The 13,900-nt window shown below is 66.0% G+C and carries 12 protein-coding genes; all 12 read right to left on the bottom strand.

The features are described 5' to 3' along the window. Positions 1–17 precede the first annotated feature (17 nt). The 12 genes from murC to A7A77_RS07280 all read right to left on the bottom strand — a co-directional run bounded on the left by murC (position 18) and on the right by A7A77_RS07280 (position 13,895). A complete protein-coding gene (gene murC / locus A7A77_RS07335) occupies positions 18–1,454 on the bottom strand; it encodes a UDP-N-acetylmuramate--L-alanine ligase (protein WP_066555826.1) in 1,437 nt (478 codons plus the stop codon). Further along, the gene (murG, locus tag A7A77_RS07330) at positions 1,451–2,623 is read right to left on the bottom strand and encodes an undecaprenyldiphospho-muramoylpentapeptide beta-N-acetylglucosaminyltransferase (RefSeq protein ID WP_066555824.1); all 1,173 of its coding nucleotides are present in this window, start codon (positions 2,621–2,623) and stop codon (positions 1,451–1,453) included. The genes murC and murG overlap by 4 nt, the downstream gene beginning before the upstream one ends. 10 nt (positions 2,624–2,633) lie before the next feature. Further along, positions 2,634–3,860: an FtsW/RodA/SpoVE family cell cycle protein gene (locus A7A77_RS07325; protein WP_082835975.1), complete on the bottom strand. Its 1,227-nt coding sequence runs from the start codon at positions 3,858–3,860 to the stop codon at positions 2,634–2,636. After that, on the bottom strand, positions 3,857–5,197 hold the full coding sequence (murD, locus tag A7A77_RS07320; RefSeq protein ID WP_066556063.1) for a UDP-N-acetylmuramoyl-L-alanine--D-glutamate ligase: 1,341 nt from the start codon (positions 5,195–5,197) through the stop codon (positions 3,857–3,859). The genes A7A77_RS07325 and murD overlap by 4 nt, the downstream gene beginning before the upstream one ends. A gap of 17 nt (positions 5,198–5,214) precedes the next feature. Then, positions 5,215–6,276, bottom strand: a complete 1,062-nt coding sequence (gene mraY / locus A7A77_RS07315; protein WP_066555820.1) for a phospho-N-acetylmuramoyl-pentapeptide-transferase — start codon at positions 6,274–6,276, stop codon at positions 5,215–5,217. A gap of 175 nt (positions 6,277–6,451) precedes the next feature. Continuing rightward, positions 6,452–7,417 (bottom strand): hypothetical protein, encoded by a 966-nt coding sequence (locus tag A7A77_RS07310; RefSeq protein ID WP_156500466.1) that lies wholly within the window; start codon positions 7,415–7,417, stop codon positions 6,452–6,454. Continuing rightward, complete coding sequence (locus A7A77_RS07305; RefSeq protein ID WP_066555815.1) at positions 7,414–8,907, bottom strand: UDP-N-acetylmuramoyl-L-alanyl-D-glutamate--2,6-diaminopimelate ligase; 1,494 nt, start codon at positions 8,905–8,907, stop codon at positions 7,414–7,416. Before A7A77_RS07305 ends, A7A77_RS07310 begins: the two co-directional genes overlap by 4 nt. Continuing rightward, complete coding sequence (locus tag A7A77_RS07300; protein WP_066555812.1) at positions 8,907–10,691, bottom strand: peptidoglycan D,D-transpeptidase FtsI family protein; 1,785 nt, start codon at positions 10,689–10,691, stop codon at positions 8,907–8,909. The genes A7A77_RS07305 and A7A77_RS07300 overlap by 1 nt, the downstream gene beginning before the upstream one ends. Next, complete coding sequence (locus A7A77_RS07295; RefSeq protein WP_066555810.1) at positions 10,691–11,302, bottom strand: hypothetical protein; 612 nt, start codon at positions 11,300–11,302, stop codon at positions 10,691–10,693. Before A7A77_RS07295 ends, A7A77_RS07300 begins: the two co-directional genes overlap by 1 nt. Continuing rightward, positions 11,299–12,270 carry a 16S rRNA (cytosine(1402)-N(4))-methyltransferase RsmH gene (gene rsmH, locus A7A77_RS07290; RefSeq protein WP_066555808.1) on the bottom strand — a complete coding sequence of 324 codons (972 nt, stop codon included), beginning with the start codon at positions 12,268–12,270 and terminating at the stop codon, positions 11,299–11,301. The genes A7A77_RS07295 and rsmH overlap by 4 nt, the downstream gene beginning before the upstream one ends. Next, positions 12,267–12,770, bottom strand: a complete 504-nt coding sequence (locus tag A7A77_RS07285; RefSeq protein ID WP_066555806.1) for a division/cell wall cluster transcriptional repressor MraZ — start codon at positions 12,768–12,770, stop codon at positions 12,267–12,269. Before A7A77_RS07285 ends, rsmH begins: the two co-directional genes overlap by 4 nt. Before the next feature lie 369 nt (positions 12,771–13,139). After that, on the bottom strand, positions 13,140–13,895 hold the full coding sequence (locus tag A7A77_RS07280; protein WP_156500465.1) for a Gldg family protein: 756 nt from the start codon (positions 13,893–13,895) through the stop codon (positions 13,140–13,142). Positions 13,896–13,900: the final 5 nt, after the last annotated feature.

The following is a 13,900-nucleotide window of genomic DNA, read 5'->3' as shown; positions in this document are numbered from 1 at the left end:
ACGGGCAATCGTTGCCATCAGCCAGCCGTCCGCCCGTTCACCGCATCGGCCAGCCCTGCCGCCCATTTCGTGATGTCGCCTGCGCCAAGGCACACGACCTGATCGCCCGGCTGCACCGTTCCGGCCAGCACATCGGCCAGCGCGTCGGCGTTTTCCACCACGCTGACGGTGCGGTGGCCGCGATCCTTCAGCCCTGCGACCAGCGCTTCGGCATCCACGCCCTCGATCGGCTGCTCACCTGCGGGATAGACGGGCGTGACATAGACGACATCGGCGTCGTTGAAGGCCTGCTGGAAATCGGCCATGTGATCGCGCAGGCGGGTAAAGCGGTGCGGCTGGGCAACCGCGATAACGCGGCCCCCGCCGTTGATTTTCGGCGCCCCTTCGCGGGCAGCTGCCAGCACGGCGCGGATTTCGACGGGGTGATGGCCATAATCGTCGATAACCAGCGCGGGATCGGCGCCGGTCGCGATCTCGCCCACTTTCGTGAAGCGGCGCTTGACGCCCGAAAAGCGCGAAAAGCCGTCCTGGATCGTGGCATGCGGGCACTGCATTTCCAGCGCCACGGCAATCGCGGCCAATGCGTTCTGCACGTTGTGACGGCCCGCCATGGGCAGGTCCACGCCCTCGATCCGGTCGGCATGACCGTCGCGGTGCTGGATCGTGACGTCGAAGCGGTTGCCGCCGGGATAGGGCTGAACATTCTCTCCGCGCACGTCGGCCTGTGCGGAAAAACCATAAGTCACGACGCGGCGGTCGCGGATCTTGGGCAGGATCGCCTGCACTTCGGGATGGTCGATGCACAGCACCGCCGCGCCGTAGAACGGCACGTTCTCGATAAATTCGACGAAGGCGTCCTTCACCGCATCGAAACTGCCGTAATGGTCCAGGTGTTCGGGATCGATATTGGTGACGACCGCGATCTGCCCGTCGAGGCGCAGGAAAGATCCGTCGCTCTCGTCCGCTTCCACCACCATCCACTCGCTCTCGCCCACACGGGCGTTCGAGCCATAGGAGTTGATAATGCCGCCATTGATGACCGTGGGATCGACCCCGCCCGCATCAAGCAGCGCGGCAACCATCGATGTCGTCGTCGTCTTGCCATGCGTTCCGGCGACGGCAACCGTACGCTTCAGCCGCATCAGTTCGGCCAGCATTTCCGCGCGGCGCACCACCGGAATGCGGTGTTCCAGCGCATAGATCACTTCGGGATTGTCGCGCTTCACGGCGGTAGAGGTGACGAGCACGGCGACCCCTTCGAGATTCTCGCCCTTCTGCCCGATCATCACGGGGATGCCCTTCTTGCGAAGCCCTTCGACGACATAGCTGTCGTTGATGTCGGACCCCTGCACCGAATAGCCGAGGTTGTGCATCACTTCCGCAATGCCGGACATGCCGATGCCTCCGATGCCGGCGAAATGGATCGTGCCGATATCGGTCGAAACGCCCCTCACGCACCTGCTCCCACGGTCTGGCCGGAAGCCTCGGTCGCCGAAGACTTGCCGACACGGATCACATCCATCAGCGGCGCGCCGCCGAAACCTTCGACCAGATCGGCAAGGTCTTTCGCCGCATCGGGGCGGCCGCAGTTCCATGCCATGTGCGCCGCATTGGCCAGCGCTTCGGGATCGGCGGCCATCGCCTCGATCTGACGGGCCAGTTCGTCGGGCGTGAACTTGTCCTGCCGGATGGCGCGCGCGCCGCCCGCACCCGCCATGTCGCGGGCGTTTGCGGACTGGTGATCGTCCATCGCGCCGGGCAGCGGGATCAGGATCGCGGGGCGACCTACGGCGGTCAGTTCCGCAATGGTCGACGCGCCCGCACGGCCGATGAACAGGTGCGCGTCGGCCAGCCGCTCGGCCATATCCTCGAAATAGGTGCCGAGTTCGGCGGGGATTTCGTGTGCCTTGTATGCTTCGCGCACGGCATCGATATCGGCGGCGCGGCACTGCTGCGTAACCTGCAGGCGGTGGCGGATCGATTCCGGCAAACGGGCCAGCCCGTCGGGCACGACTTTCGACAGGATCGATGCCCCCTGGCTACCGCCGGTTACCAGCACGCGCAGCAGGCCGTTCGCCGTGAACGGGGGATAGGGCCGTTCACGCAAGGCAAGCACCGCAGCGCGAACCGGATTGCCAAGGACGTGCACGCGGCCCTGCGTTCCGGCAGGCATCCGCTCCACCGTTTCGTAAGCGGTGACGATGGCCGCCGCCCGCTTGGCAAGGAAGCGGTTGACCCGTCCCAGCACCGCGTTCTGTTCGTGGATCACCGCATGCACACCAGCCGCGCGCGCGGCCAGCAGCGAAGGCAGCGCGGGATAGCCGCCGAAGCCGACGACGGCGCTCGGCTCGAACGATCGCAGCAGGCGCAGGGCCATGCCGCGCCCCTTCCAGATCGCGAGCAATGCCTTCAGCCGCGCCAGCACCCCGCCCTGCATCCGCCCGGCGGGCAGGACATGCACGTCAAGGCCATCGGGAACGCCAGGGATCGCCTCGCCCCGCTCGTCCGTGACGAGCGCGACCTTGTGCCCGCGCGCAAGCAGTTCGCTTGCCAGCGCGAATGCCGGAATCATGTGTCCGCCGGTTCCCCCGGCTGCCAGTACGTAATGGCGCGAGATGCTCATCGCCTTCTTCTTATCTCCTGTGCCCGATCGGCAATCCGTCGCGCGTAAGGTAGGGGTTTCGCCGCGTGACTGCCAGCAGCAGGCCCACGGTAAGGCACAGCGCGATCATCGAAGAACCGCCATAGGATATCAGCGGCAGGGTCATGCCCTTGGACGGGAACAGTTGCAGGTTCACCGCCATGTTGATGAACGCCTGCCCGCCCAGCAGCGCGGCAAGGCCGGTGCCGGACAACAGCGTGAACAGGTCGTCCTCGCGCGAAAGCCGCCACAGCACGCGCACTACCAATGCGCAGAACAGCATCGCGATCCCCGCCACCGCGACAAGGCCGAACTCCTCCCCGATGACGGACAGGATATAGTCGGTATGCGCCTCTGGCAGGATGTTCTTGCGCTCTCCCATCCACAGCCCGCGTCCGAACCAGCCACCGTTGGTCAGCGTCTTGTTGGCAAGGTCGACCTGGCTATAGGCCTCGCTTCCGCCCAGAAACGCATCGATACGGTGGCGGGCGTTGTCATAGAAGAAGTAGGCCCCGACGACGAGCGCGACGATCCCGCCCGCGCCCCAGCCGACCCGCTGCAACGGCAGGCCCACCGTCACCATCAGCACGAACCAGACCCCGCACAGCAGCATCGCGGTGCCGAAATCTGGCTGAAGCATGAGGAACAGGCAGGACAGCCCAAGGACAGCGCCTGACAGGATCATCACCGGCAATTGCGGATCGCGCACCCGCCACGAAATGATCCATGCGCACAGGATCGTGAAAGCGGGTTTATAGAATTCGGATGGCTGGAACCCGAAGCCAAGCCTGATCCAGCGCCGCGCGCCGTTCACTTCCGCGCCGACGAAAGGCACGGCGACAAGCAGCACGAACATCCCCGCCGCCAGCAGGATCGCAAAGCGCCGCGCGGATTCGCGGGGCAGCAGACTGACGGCCAGCATCACCGCAATGCCGACGGACAGGAACGCCAGATGCATCCAGAAGAAGTGCAGGTCCGACAGGGTCGTTTCCGCCGTCGACAGGCGCTGGGCGCTTGCCGCGCTGCCCGCGGCGACGCCGATAACGCCGGCCATCATCAGGGCGGCCACGATGGACAGCAGGACCTTGTCGATTTCCCGCCACCAAACGGCCAGTTCGTGCCAGCGACCGTTGCGTCGGGGCGACTGGCGGCGGGCGATATGGACACCCCCCGCGCCGCCCTGGAACGACCCGCTTTCGAACTGCGGCGTCACGCTCATTGCGCGTCTCCCCCAAGCGAATGGACCATGCTGACGAATGCCTCGCCCCGCTTTTCGTAATCGCGGAACTGGTCGAAACTGGCGCAGGCGGGGCTTAGCAGCACCACATCGCCCGGCCGCGCAATGGCGGCGGCGGCGCGCACGGCTTCTGCCATCAGCTCGCTGCGGGTGATCTGCGACACCCGACCTTCCAGCAGGGAGGCGAACATCTCGCCCGATTCGCCGATGGTATAGGCAGCCGCGACATTGCCGAGATACGGCTCGATCTCGCCCAGCGTGTCGCCCTTGGGCAATCCGCCCACGATCCAGTGGATGCGCGCCCTGCCTTCTTCCGGCGCGAATGCGGCCAGCGCGGGCGCGGTCGACGCGGGGTTGGTCGCCTTGGAATCGTTGACGAACAGCACGCCGCCGATAACCGCCACCCGTTCCATGCGGTGCGGCAGTCCGGGAAAGCTTTTCAGCCCGGCCTCGATCTCCGCATCGGTCAGCCCCAGCTTGCGCGCGGCGGCGACGGCGGCGGCGGCATTGCCCATGTTGTGCGGGCCCTGCAGCGCGGGCCAGTCGGCCTGGTTTCCGGGCACGGTCACGTCTTCGATCAGAACGGGCGCGCGGCCATCCAGCGCGCGGGCCACGGGCCGGATTTCGTGCAGCGAATGCCGGTCCACAATGGCAAGGCCATGCCCGTGCTGCATTTCGAACAATCGCGCCTTGGACGCGGCATAACCGGCAAACCCCTCGTCATACCGGTCGAGATGGTCGGGCGACAGGTTGAGCAGGATCGCGACATCGCATTCAAGGCTGCGCGTCAGGTCGATCTGGTAGCTCGACAGTTCCAGCACGTATGTGCCGCCCGCCGGAAGGGGCTCTGTGCCAAGGATCGGGATACCGATATTGCCGCCAAGCCGCGCGATGTGCCCCGCGCTTTCCAGCAAGTGGTGGATCAGCGCGGTCGTCGTCGATTTTCCGTTCGTGCCGGTAATGCCCACCACGCGGTGCGGGGGCAGCGCCTTTCGCGCCAGCGCAAACAGTTCGATGTCACCGATCAGCGGCACGTTCGCCGCGCGGGCGACATCGGCGATGGGATGCCGGTTGATCGGCACGCCGGGGGACACGACGATACCCTTGCAGCCGGCCACGCTTTGCCGCGTCAGTTCTTCCATCACGAAGCAATCGGAACCGGCCAGTGCCGCCTTTGCCATATCGCGCGCGGCATCGCTGCGATCCCACGCGATGACACTCGCGCCGGCAGCACAAAGCGCGCGAACCGTGGCAAGGCCGGAACGCGCAAGGCCCAGCACGGCATAGCGCGTTCCCGCAAAAACCTCTTGCGGGAGGATCGAGGCAGCCTCTTCGCTCAACGCAGTTTCAGGGTGGCAAGACCGATCACGGCCAGCACGATGGACACGATCCAGAACCGGATGACGACGGTGCTTTCAGCCCAGCCCTTCTGTTCGAAGTGGTGGTGGATCGGTGCCATGCGGAAAATACGCTTGCCCGTCCGCTTGAACCAGAAGACCTGCACGATGACCGAAACCGCCTCTAGCACGAAGAGACCACCCACGATGCCGAGCACGACTTCGTGGTGCGCGGCGACGGCGATCACGCCCAGCGCCCCGCCAAGGGCCAGCGATCCGGTATCGCCCATGAACACGGCGGCGGGCGGCGCATTGAACCACAGGAATGCCAGCCCCGCCCCGATGATCGCGGCACACAGGATCGCAAGCTCGCCCGCGCCCTCGACATAGGGAATGCCGAGATAGGTGGCAAAGTCGGTCCGCCCGACGAGATAGGCGATGATCGCGAAAGTGCCGCTGGCGATGATGACCGGCATGATGGCCAGCCCGTCCAGCCCGTCGGTCAGGTTCACCGCGTTGCCCGCCCCCACGATCACGAAGGCGGCGAAGAGGTAATAGACCGGACCCAGCGGAATGCCGAAAGTCATGAACGGCAGGTAGAGGTTGGTGTCATCCACCACCAGCCACGCGGCAAGCCCCGCGATCGCGAACTCGAACGTCAGGCGCACTTTGCCGGATACGCCCTTGTGGCTGCGCTTCGTCACCTTGTCGTAATCGTCGAAGAAGCCAATTGCGCCGAAACCCAGCGTGACCGCGATGCAGGCCCAGACCATCCAGCTCGTCAGATCCATCCACAGCAGCATGGAAATCAGCACCGAAGTCAGGATCAGCAAGCCGCCCATCGTGGGCGTGCCGCGCTTGGCAAGGTGGGTCTGCGGGCCGTCCAGCCGGATCGGCTGGCCCTTGCCCTGGCTGACGCGCAAGTAACCGATGAAACGCGGGCCGATGACCATCCCGATGACCAGCGCCGTCAGCAGGCAGGCGCCTGCGCGAGCGCTCTGGTAACGGATCAGGTTGGCCAGCCCTTCGAATTCGAAAAACTGGGCAATCAGGTAAAGCATCGGCGCTCCTCAGGCGTACGGGGTGCTAGAACGGAAGCGGGCGCGGATAGACCAAGATGTCCCGTATGTCAGCAATGCGCCAAGCGGCCCGCCTTGTGAAGCGGGCCGCCCGTCCTGTCCCCAATGGGCCGAAGCCCGCTGGAACATATTTCCCCTGCCGTTCACCACCGGCAGGTTACACCGCGATGGCGCGGGCCTCGTCCTGTGCCGGACGCGGCTGCATCACCAGTGCCGCGCAGCCGAGCGAGGCGCCCGCCGCGCGCATGGCACCCAGCACGGCAAGGCTGGCGCAGGCTTCGCCGAAGCCGTCGTCCAGCGCAAAGCACATGCGCTGGCCCATCATCTCTGCCGTGACCAGCCAGCCGGTGCTGCCGCAGCGAACGGAATCGAGCAGGCAGATGTCGGCGCTGGCCTTGCGGCCATAGCCATAGACCTGTGCGCCCGCATCCAGCGCGGCGGCGCGCCAGCAGGCGAAGTCCGGATGATCGGCGGAAAGCACCGCCGCACCGCCGGATTGCAGGGCACCTCCGGCGCGCAGGCCTTCGTTCCGGTCAAGATCGCGTCCGCCGATGAAGATATGCGGGCGCAGCCGGTCGATCTGCGGGGCATGGTCGATGGCGAAGATCGCGTGGCTGCGATCGGCGGCAAGCCCGGCAAGACCCGCATCGACACAATCTTCGGGGCAAGGCGCAAAGGCCAGGCCGCGGCTTGCCTTGTCCAGCGACGCGAACAGGGCATCGGGCACCGTGCTAAGGGTAAAACCCGCATGGGCGATGATCGTGGCGCGTGCACGGTTGCGGCCCGCACGGGCAAGGCGGGCCAGCGCATCGTCGATATCGTCGACCAGTACGTGGGGCCCGCGCACCGGACGTGTGGAGACGACGCCCACCGCGCCGCGCGCCAGTGCCGCGACCGCATCGACTTCGCCGCGCGCGAAATAAAGCGCGCCGGGCACGACTTTCGCGGGGCTCATCGCGATGGAATGGGCGGCGAAATCGCCATGGGCGATGCCGCCCACGGACAGGGCCACGGTATGGGCCCGCCAAAGCGTTCGATAGGCTGTCCCCTCCGCTTCCTCGATAATCGCGCGGCGGGTATCGTTTGGAACTGGCATGTCGTTAGAGGCTGGTTGGGCACTCATGCTGCGCACTCCCTGGCTACGGTGACATCGTCGAATGGGTGGACGCGCATGGCCTCTGCGCGTCCATAAATCTGGCCCTGTTCATGGCCCTTGCCGGCGATCAGGACGATGTCGCCCTTCCCGGCCTGTGAAATCGCGGCGGCGATGGCGTCGCGGCGCCCGCCGATCTCGGTAATGTTGTCGGCATCGCCCGCGCCTTCCATGATCGCGGCACGGATGGCGGCGGGGTCTTCGCCGCGCGGATTGTCGTCCGTCACGATGGCGATGTCGGAATGGGCGGCGGCAATCTCGCCCATCGGTCCGCGCTTGCCGGTGTCGCGGTCACCGCCCGCGCCGAACACGGTGATCAGGCGGTTCGTGACATGCGGGCGCAGCGCGAAGATCGCGGCTTCCAGCGCATCTGGCGTATGGGCATAGTCGACATAGACCGGCGCGCCCGCGCGGTTGATCGCGGCGCGTTCCAGCCGCCCACGCACCGGTTGCAGACGCGACAGGCAGTCGAAAACCTGCTTCGGTGCCGGCCCGTCGTCGTTCGCTGTCGCCAGCACCAGCCCTGCGGCGACCAGCGCATTGGCCGCCTGATAGGCCCCGATCAGCGGCAGCTTCACCGTGAATTCCTCGCCCCTGCAGGCAAGCTTCAGGTCCTGCCCCAGTTCGGTGGGCGTGCGATCGAGCAGGCGGATGCCGTCGTGCGCCACATCCGCCTGCTCGCCCACTGCAAACAGGCGCAGACCCCGCCGACGCACATGTTCGCAGACCGCGCCCGAGCGCGGATCGTCCATCCAGACCACTGCCGAACCGCCGTCGGACACAACCTCGTCAAAAAGGCGCATCTTGGCGGCGAAGTAGGCCTCCATGTCGGCGTGGTAATCCAGATGGTCGCGGGAAAGGTTGGTGAAGGCGCACGCTGCGACATCGAGCCCTTCGTTGCGATATTGGGACAGCCCGTGGCTCGACGCTTCGTAGGCGACGTGCGTCACGCCTTCGCGGGCAAGACCGGTCATGTTCGACAGGAACGTGACGATGTCGGGCGTGGTGAGGCCGGTCGAAACGCTCTCGTCCGGCGTAGTGACGCCCAGCGTGCCGATGGAGGCGGCGGAAAAGCCGCACATGCGCCAGATCTGGCGGGTCATTTCGACCGTGCTGGTCTTGCCGTTAGTGCCGGTGACGGCAACGATCGTGGCCGGAACCGGAGTGAAGAACCCTGCGGCCAGCAGGGCAAACGCCTTGCGCGGTTCCTCGCTAGCGATGTGGATCGCGCCGGTAACGGTAACTTCGGGGCGGGCGACGATGGCAACGGCGCCGGCAGCGACAGCCGCGGGAATGAAATCCTCGCCATTGACGGTGCCGCCCTGAAACGCGCCGAACACGGTGCCGGGCGCGACCTTGCGGTTGTCGATGGCAAAACCGGTTACGTCCGCTTCTCCGGCAATCCCGTTACCGGTCTTCTGCACCAGGCCTGCCTTTTCGAGGAGCACGGAGAGTTGCATCAGTGCGCCCCTCCCTTGTCGATCAGGGGGCGCACGTCGGTCAGGTCGATGTCGCGGTTCTCGTCCGGATAGACGCCCAGCATCGGGCCGATGCGCGGGACGATCCGGCCCACGGCGGCGGCCGCGTTCCATGCCGCGGTGCGCTGGTAGCTGGTGGCCGCGGTACCCTTCGGCTCGTCATACATCGTGATCACGACGTACCGGGGATTGTCCATCGGAAAGGCGGAGGCAAACGTGGTGACAAGCGCGGTCCGCTTGTACCCGCCGTCAACCGGCTTCTCGGCGGAACCCGTCTTGCCGCCAAGGCGGAAACCGGGGGCATCGGCCTTGCGGCCCGTACCGTCGGTCACGATCATGCGCAGCAACTGGCGCATGCGCGCGCTTGTCGCTTCCTTGAAGACGCGGCGACCCTTCGGCGCTTGGCCCGGCTCGATCTTGTGCAGCGTGGCCGGACGCCAGATGCCGCCGTTCACCATCGCGGCATAGGCGGTGGCAAGGTGCAGCGGGGTCACCGCGATACCGTGGCCGTATGACACGGTCATCGTCGTCAGGCGCGGCCATTCACCGCTGCGCCAGATCGGGAAGCCGCGGGCGGGAAGCTCGATATAGGGACGCTCGTTAAAGCCGAGCATCTCCATCTTGTGTTTCATCCGCTTGCTGCCCAGCTCGTCCGCGATCTGCGCGGTGCCGATGTTGGACGAATGGATCAGGATTTCCGGCACGTTGAGGTGGGCGCCGATGGTGTGGCTGTCGCGGATCGAGAACCGGCCCACACGCAGCGGCGCGCCGGCGGGATAAGTGCGCGCAAGGTTGGTGATGACGCCCGCATCGATCGCCGCGGCCACGGTCAGCGGCTTGAAGGTGGAGCCAAGCTCGTAGACCTGGTTGGTCACGCGGTTGAACATCAGCTTCATGCCGGCTTCGTCGATGTGGTTGGGGTCAAAGCTGGGCAGCGATGCCATGGCCACGACTTCGCCGGTATCGACATCCAGCACGATGCCGCCCGCGCCCTCTGCCTGCGCCAGACCCATGCCGCGCAGCAATTCATCTTCCAGCGCGGCCTGCACCCGCGCGTCGATCGACAGGACCTGTTCGGCTCCGCGCGTGTCCGGATCGGTCAGCAGTCCGTTGTAGACTTCCTCCATGCCGACCCGGCCCTTCCCGTCCGCGCCGACATAGCCCAGCACGTGGGCGGCAAGGTTGCCTTCGGGATAGTAACGGCTGGGTTCGGCAGGCGGCGACAGGGCCGGTTCGCCGATCTGGAACACCTTGTTCGCCTCTTCGGGCAGGATGCGGCGGCGCAAGTACTGACCCTTGCCGCTGGCGAGCTTCTTCTCGAGGTCCGCCTCGTCCATGTCGGGGAAGATCGCGACCAGCTTCTGCGCCACTTCGCGCGGGGAACGGGTCAGCGGGTCGCCGCCCTCCATCGCCTTGGGATTGAACCACAGGGCATAGGATTTGAAATCGCGGGCCAGCGGCACGCCGTTGCGATCGACGATGGTGCCGCGATCGGGCAGCAGGGCATTGCCGGTGGGCGTGAACGAACCGGCACCGCCGAAAATGCCGATCATGCCGACGCGAAGGACCAGCACGGCGGTTGCAAGGGCGAAAGCGAAGGCAACCAGCGCCACGCGCTTGCGCGCAAGCGTCAGCGTGGAAACGCGAAGATCCGCCCGACGCGAAGGCGTGGAGCGGGACGGGGGCGGGGAAAGATGCCGTGCAACGCGGTGCGCGCCGCCGGGCCCGGAAAGGCCCTGGGCCGTTCCGAGCGGGATCGATGCCATCAGTTCCTGCCTTCCGCGATGACGGTGTCGATGTCGAACCGCTCTGCGAAGGAGCGGGTGCGTTCCTGCGCCTTGGGCGCCGGTTTCGGCTTCACGGTGTCTACCGCGACAAGCTGGCGCATCATGGCAGGTGCCTGCGCCAGCCGGACGGGCGCATCCAGCTTCGCCGTATTGGCGGCCTTCTCCGGCTCACCCTTCAGCGCAGGCTTGCTGTCGGCAGCGCTGGCCGTGCGGACGGGCGCGGCCTCTTCTACCACCGGCATCGTCGCGGCCGCGCCTTCGGCCATGCGGATCGGTTCGTCCTCGATGATCTCCACCTGCTTGCCAAGCGCGGCAAGCTGGGCGCGGCCATCGAGGAACTGGTCGGCGCGCGGCGCGACATAGCCGAAATCCACCTCGTTCCAGCGGACCAGCTGCTGCTGGCGTGCGCGGGTCTGGAATTCGGTTTCCAGCACCGCGATCTGCTGCTGGGTGGAAACGATCGCCTTCTCGGTCTCGGCGATCTCGCTGTTCACGGCCTTCACCTGCAGCATGAGCACGAGACTGAGCGCGGTCGCCAGCACGACGGCCCCTGTCCAGAGCAGCGACGATATGCGTGTGCGGCTGGTCATGCGGAGATCCTCTCGGCTTCGGGACGGGCGGGTGCGGCGGTGCGGGTGGCGGCGCGCAGCACGGCGGAACGTGCACGCGGATTACGGTCCAGCTCGGCCTTGCCGGCGCGGACCGCCTTGGCAGGCTTGCGGAAGACGGGCTGGTGCGACGGGCCGACGTCGGGCATGTGGCGCGAAGGCGCCGCCCCGGAATTCGACGCATCGCGCAGGAAGTGCTTCACGATCCGGTCTTCAAGGCTGTGGAAGCTGACGACGGCAAGGCGGCCGCCTTCCTTCAGAAGAGCCTCTGCCGCATTCAAGGCTGCGGCCAGTTCGTCCAGCTCGCCGTTCACGTGAATGCGGATTGCCTGAAAGCTGCGGGTCGCCGGATCCTTGGGCGCACCGGCATGATAGCCCAGCGCCTTGCGGACGACGCTGGCCAGCTGACCGGTCGTTTCCAGCGGACGCGCGGCGACGATGGCGCGGGCCACGCGGCGCGACTGGCGTTCCTCGCCATACTCGTAGAGCACATCGGCGATCGTTTCCTCATTCGCGGTGTTGAGGAAATCGGCGGCGCTCTCACCCTCCTGGCTCATGCGCATGTCGAGAGGGCCGTCGGACGAGAAGGCGAAGCCCCGTCCGGGCTGGTCAAGCTGCATTGAGGAGACGCCGATATCCATGACGACTCCATCCACTGCCGCCACACCAGCTTCGTGCATTGCGTCCAGCATTTCGGAAAAGCGACGGGGGTGGAGGACCAGACGGGGGTTTTCCCCGGCAGTTTCTTTCCACAGTTTCGCCGCGCGAATCGCATCGGGATCGCGGTCGAACCCGTGGACGGTTGCACCCGCATCCAGCAGGGCGCGCGAATAGCCGCCGGCGCCGAACGTCGCGTCAATGATGACGGAGCCGGGCTTGGGATCGAGCGCGGCGATCACTTCGTCGAGCAGGACGGGAATGTGGGGACCATGGCCGGAAGCAGCGCTCACTTCGCACCCCGCTTCGGCTTGACGCCTTCGGCCATCATCGCCTTGCACGCTGCTTTCGCAGCGGCCCAGTCGTCGCCCATTTCCATGAGCTTTGCCGGGTTCCAGATCGTGAAGAACGCACCGCCGCCCTGGAAGAACACCTGTTCTTCCAGCCCGCCGAGTTCGACGAGGTATTCGGGCATGATGAAGCGGCCGGAATCGTCGAACGGCACTTCCATGAAGCCGTAAAGCTGGGCCGAGCGGGTATCGCGGTCGAAATCGGTGCCAAGGCGGATCGAACGCTCTTCCTCACGGTCCAGCTGTTCTTCCAGCTCGTCCATACGGGAAAGGCCGAAACCGGTCAGACAGTCCCAGCGATCATGCTTGGCGACGCAGAGGACCTTGGTGTCGTGACTGCTGTCGCGGACGACCTTGCGGAACGCGGGAGGCAGCACGAAGCGTCCCTTTTCGCCGCGAAGCGAAAAGCCCTGCCCCCTGTAGCTGAATGGCCGTCCCGCCACGAAAACCCCGAACCCAAGTGTAAAACCCCCGAAACACACGACTTTCCCGTACCCGGCCGTGCCTTGGCACTGCCCGGAAACGCCCGCTGGGGGCGCGGCAAATCATGCGTTCCATGAATGCTGGAAGTAATACCTCGGGTTTATCGGGGATGAAAGGGGAAATTACGGGAAATTACGGCTCAGCGCCTGTAACCAGTGGAAATCCGTCATTCCAGGCAGCCTTCCTTCGCCCAATCGAGGCCCAGAATCGGCCAAATGCGGGCCGGATTCAAGCCGCTTCCCGTGTTTTCCCGGCAGAATCGCCTGACTGTCCCGCAAAATTCCCGCAGTTTCCCCGAATCAGGGTTCACCGCCCGTGAAATCCCCGGTTCAGGGGGCGGATGGCGGCGTTTCGGCGGCTGCGATCAGGTCGGCCAACAGGCCCGCACCGTCCGCTCCCGCATTTTCCCCGTGGGCAAGGAACGTCGCGTCGCCCAGCAGCATGACCTTGCCGTTGCCCACGTTGCACCGCGCGATCAGGGCATCGTCCACCAGATGGCACACGCTGTCGTGGCCGCCGCTCGCCAGTTCGAAGCGCCCGCCTTCCTCCACCGCGAAAGTGCGGGAACCCCACTGCGCCTCGTAAGCCTCCCGCCCGTCCGGCACGAGCCGGAGACCCCAGCGGGCAAGGATCGGGGACAGCATCGAGATCGCCTCCGGCCGCCGCCTGTCGCCAAGGCCGTAGGCCGAATGCGCATCCAGCATCGGGTCCACGATCAGGACCACCCTTCCCCCACCGCGCACATGATCGTCCAGCGCTACGTTCTCCTCCGCCGACAAGGCGCGCGGCTGGGCCATCAGCAGGGTGCCGTTCGCGGGAAGCGATGTCAGCGTATCGACGGGGACGAGATCGTAGCGCGCCTCCAGCGCCGTTCTTGCCCAATGGACCGGCGCATCGGCAGACAACATGTCGCCAAGCCCGCCTTCGGACCAGTAGATCGGCAGGCTGGTGAACAGCAGCAGGTCGGGCTTTTCGCCGCTATCGGCCAGCGCCGTTTCGGTTGCAACCGGCGCAGGGTCCGTCGGAGAAGCCGAGCATGCGGCCAGCATGACCGGTGCGGCGAAAACGGTGGCAAGCGACCTCACCGTGA

The sequence above is a fragment of the Croceicoccus bisphenolivorans genome, from assembly GCF_001634625.1.
Lineage (GTDB): Bacteria > Pseudomonadota > Alphaproteobacteria > Sphingomonadales > Sphingomonadaceae > Croceicoccus > Croceicoccus bisphenolivorans.
Note: the sequence above shows the minus strand (reverse complement) of the source record. Positions and strands in the feature narration are given on the sequence as shown.